Here is a 3,544-nt window from a genome sequence, read left to right as displayed (position 1 = left end):
GTCTATCTCGTGGAAGGCGACCTCGCGATCGACGGCACGCCGCTCGAGCAGCACACGATGGCCGTGCTGGTCCCCGACGAAACCGTCACGCTGTCGAGCACGAACGGCGCACGCGTGATGCTGCTCGGCGGCGAGAAGCTCGAAGGGGAGCGCTTTATCGAATGGAACTTCGTGGCCAGCTCGCGCGAGAAGATCGAAGCCGCGAAGGACGCGTGGTCGCGCCAGGAAATGGGGCATGTGCCCGGCGAAACGGAATGGATCCCGTTGCCGGAGAAAAAGCCGCGTTGAGAGCGCGCACGAGACGCGCCGGCCTGCAAGGACAACGCTGCGCAATGCCGGGCAACGCCGCGCCCGGCGGCGCATCGACAACATCGAAACGATTGAAACCCGCGCGTTTCGGCCCCAACTAGCGACACAACGGATTTCCCAACGAGGACGCAATGGACACCACTCTCGCCACTTTCGAAAAAGACGTGATCGAGGCATCGGCGCTCGCGCCGGTGCTGGTCGACTTCTGGGCGCCCTGGTGCGGCCCTTGCAAGACGCTCGGGCCGATGCTCGAAAAGCTCGAAGCCGAGTACGCGGGCAAATGGAAGCTCGTGAAAGTGAACGTCGACGAGAACCAGGAACTCGCCGCGCACTTCAGCGTGCGCAGCATTCCGCACGTCGTCGCGTTCGCGGACCGCCAGGCGGTCGACCAGTTCATCGGCGTGCTGCCCGAAGGCCAGTTGCGCCAGTTCCTCGACGGCCTGATCCCCGACGGCGCCGAAGCCGCGCGCCGCGCGGCGCAGGAAGCGCTGGCCGAAGGCCGCCGCGACGAAGCCTACGAGGCGCTGCAGGCCGCGCTCGCCTTCGATCCGGGCAACGACGAAGTGCGCATGGACCTGATCGAGATGCTGCTCGCCGACAACCGCACCGACGATGCGTACAAGGAAGTCGAGCTGCTATCGCCGAAGACCACGCAGGGCATCGATGCGCGCTTCAACGCGATCAAGACGCGTCTGGACGCGCTCGAAGCCGCCGCCGACCTGCCGCCCGCCGACGCGCTCGAAGCCCAGGTGAGCGCCAATCCTGGCGACCTCGAAGCGCGCTTCGACCTCGCGAACGCGCTGATTGCGCGGCGCAAGTACGCGAGCGCGCTCGAGCATCTGCTGGAGATCGTCAAGCGCGACCGCGGCTTCCGTGACGACATCGGCCGCAAGACCATGCTCTCGGTGTTCGATCTCGCGGCGCACCAGCCGCAGCTCGTGAGCGAATGGCGGCGCAAGCTGAGCGCGGCGCTGAACTGATGCGGAGTATGGAGGAAGTCGCGCGCCTCCGCGCGACTTCCTGTTGGTTAGACGGCCGCACCGATCGTCCGGGCGCACGTTGTCGTCTTTGCCGGGATAGCAGCCCCACTGCACCTCGATAACCTCGATCGGTGTCTTGCCCGGATTCTCGAGCCGGTGCCTCACGCCAGGCGCAATGTTGGTCGACTCTTTTTCCGAAAGCAGGAATACATCGTCGCCGCGCGTGACGCGCGCCGTGCCGCGCACCACCGTGCAGATCGATCAATTGCCTCGGCCAGTGCTCGCGCGAAAGCGGCCAGAGCCGCCTGCCAGAACCACCCGCGAGGACTACGGGCTGAACGACGAGCTCGACTCCGGCTTCGTTTGCTGCGGCGATCAGGCCGGCAGGCGTCACGGCGTTGTTCATGCGAGTCGCTCCCGGCAGACATGCGTCTGGTCGATATGCGTGTGGCCCATCTATCGGCCCGCCTATAACGGACATTTTGAACAAGACGGGCACATGAATCTGTACGCGCACCCACACTGATCGCGCGGAACGTCATGTCGTTTTCTGTCGTGCCAGGGCCCGGCCGTCGTTGTGTGCGGCAACGCACGAAGCGCCATCGTGCTCCCGCGGCGCCATGTTTCACATCCGAACGTTTTTGCGAAGCTGGCGGCGGACCTGCAACAGGACTGAATCAAAACCACGCCACTACAGAGGCACGCGCGCGACGCTCCCTGGGCGCTGCCCAGTGGATGTTTCATCGAGGACTCATTTCTGAACATCTGTGTGCGGCGCACAAATAACCATACAAATCAATGCATTACCGACACCAAATTTGAGTGGATTCATAAGCGGCGCTGCGCGGACCCTGTACAAAAATGAAACAATAATGCGGCAGTGCGTCGCGATGGAAATGGTTCGCGCCGTGCAGAGCCGCACGGGTTCCCGCTTTTGCTCATGCTGGCACGCCCCCTGCTAAGGAGAGTTCGCCACACAGGCGTGGATGCAGTCAGTCGAGATCGCGAAACGCCAACGGGGCCATGGGGTGATGGGGCTGGCACGTCGAACGTATGGCCGTACGGGAATCGGTTGATAACAACAAGTTCGGCGACCGGAATCAGAAAAATACCGGAGGCGGCACACGCCGCCTCGCACGAGGACCAATCATGTTGACCCTTCAATCCGATCTGCACGGCAATCATCTGCTGGGCGCGCTACCCTCGCACGAATGGCAAGCGCTGGCGCCGCATCTCGAACTCGTTCAACTGCGCACCGAACAACTGCTTTGCGATTGCGGCCAGCGCATTCATCACGTGTATTTCCCGACGACGGCCATCATCTCGATGCTCTCAACCATGGAGGACGGCAGTTCGGTGGAAATCGCAGCCGTGGGTCGCGAAGGCATGACCGGCGTGCCCGTGCTGACCGGCGGCGAAACGATGCCGAACCGCGTGCAGGTGCAGTGCACGGGCTTCGCGTATCGCATGAGCGCACAGGCGCTCAAGCAGCAGTTCGCGCGCTCGGACTTCCTGCGCCGCCTCATGCTGCTCTACATGCACGCGCTGCTCACGCAAGTCGCCCAAACGGCCGCCTGCAACCGTCACCATTCGCTGAGCAAGCAACTGTGCCGGTGGCTGCTGATCGAAGTCGACCGCGTCGACTCGAACGATCTGAGCGTGACACAGCAGCTGATCGCCGACATGCTCGGCGTGCGCCGCGAAGGCATCACCGAAGCGGCCGGCAAGCTGCACGACGAAGGCCTGATCCATCACAGCCGCGGAAAAATCCGCGTGCTCGACCGCAAGCGCCTCGAAGCGCGCGCCTGCGAATGCTACGGCCTCGTGCGCCGCGAGTTCGACCGCCTGCTGCCGCGTCTGCGCGAAGTGGAAGCCGTCGAATAAACCGGCCGGCACGCGCGGTTCGTTCGCTTCCTGCGGCCGCTTTCCCGGTGTGTTCGAAGCGTGCCTCGGTCGGCACGCTTTTTCACATGTGCCAATAGCGCGCGTCGTTCGCGCGCGCTATCGGCACGGCTTCGGACTCGGCTTCGGGCACGGCTTCAGGCACGGCTTCAGGGACAGCCCCAAGGACAGCCCCATGGCCGCGTGCGTTCCGCCCGGCTTCAGCGGACCTGGGCCCGATGCGCGATCGCCCGCAGCACATAGGAAGCCGCCGCGAATCCAAAGCTCGCCGTCACGCAAACGCTCGAACCGAAGCCCGCGCAGTTCAGCCCCACCGGCCCGTGATGCCCCGGCGAAGTGGTGACGTGCTCGGC

General features: G+C 64.2%; 3 protein-coding genes and 3 pseudogenes. 3 read left to right on the top strand and 3 right to left on the bottom strand.

Annotation, left to right across the window (positions count from 1 at the left end; all coding sequences use genetic code 11):
- Positions 1–288: pirin-like C-terminal cupin domain-containing protein (locus VMJ11_RS08685; RefSeq protein WP_325618925.1), on the top strand; the 288-nt coding region annotated here is incomplete at its 5' end.
- A gap of 152 nt (positions 289–440) precedes the next feature.
- Complete coding sequence (gene trxA, locus VMJ11_RS08680; protein ID WP_325618923.1) at positions 441–1,289, top strand: thioredoxin; 849 nt, start codon at positions 441–443, stop codon at positions 1,287–1,289.
- Between the two features lie 51 nt (positions 1,290–1,340).
- Here trxA and VMJ11_RS08675 read toward each other — a convergent pair.
- Both VMJ11_RS08675 and VMJ11_RS34440 read right to left on the bottom strand, forming a co-directional pair.
- Positions 1,341–1,538: pseudogene (locus tag VMJ11_RS08675) on the bottom strand (cupin domain-containing protein); the annotation flags it as partial.
- 19 nt (positions 1,539–1,557) lie between these two features.
- Positions 1,558–1,695, bottom strand: a pseudogene (locus tag VMJ11_RS34440) (sugar phosphate nucleotidyltransferase); the annotation flags it as partial.
- A 743-nt stretch (positions 1,696–2,438) separates the two neighbouring features.
- On the opposite strand from VMJ11_RS34440, the gene VMJ11_RS08670 reads away from it, so the two are divergent.
- The gene (locus VMJ11_RS08670; protein ID WP_325618921.1) at positions 2,439–3,173 is read left to right on the top strand and encodes a Crp/Fnr family transcriptional regulator; all 735 of its coding nucleotides are present in this window, start codon (positions 2,439–2,441) and stop codon (positions 3,171–3,173) included.
- Between the two features lie 218 nt (positions 3,174–3,391).
- Here the strand turns inward: VMJ11_RS08670 and VMJ11_RS08665 are convergent.
- Positions 3,392–3,544, bottom strand: a pseudogene (locus tag VMJ11_RS08665) (tRNA threonylcarbamoyladenosine dehydratase); the annotation flags it as partial.

This window comes from Paraburkholderia sp., from assembly GCF_035501035.1.
Taxonomy (GTDB): Bacteria; Pseudomonadota; Gammaproteobacteria; order Burkholderiales; family Burkholderiaceae; genus Paraburkholderia.
Note: the sequence above shows the minus strand (reverse complement) of the source record. Positions and strands in the feature narration are given on the sequence as shown.

Excerpts from the sequence above, each read along its gene's own strand:
- trxA (WP_325618923.1), top strand. The coding sequence starts at position 441 with ATGGACACCACTCTCGCCACTTTCGAAAAAGACGTGATCGAGGCATCG.
- VMJ11_RS08670 (WP_325618921.1), top strand. The coding sequence starts at position 2,439 with ATGTTGACCCTTCAATCCGATCTGCACGGCAATCATCTGCTGGGCGCG.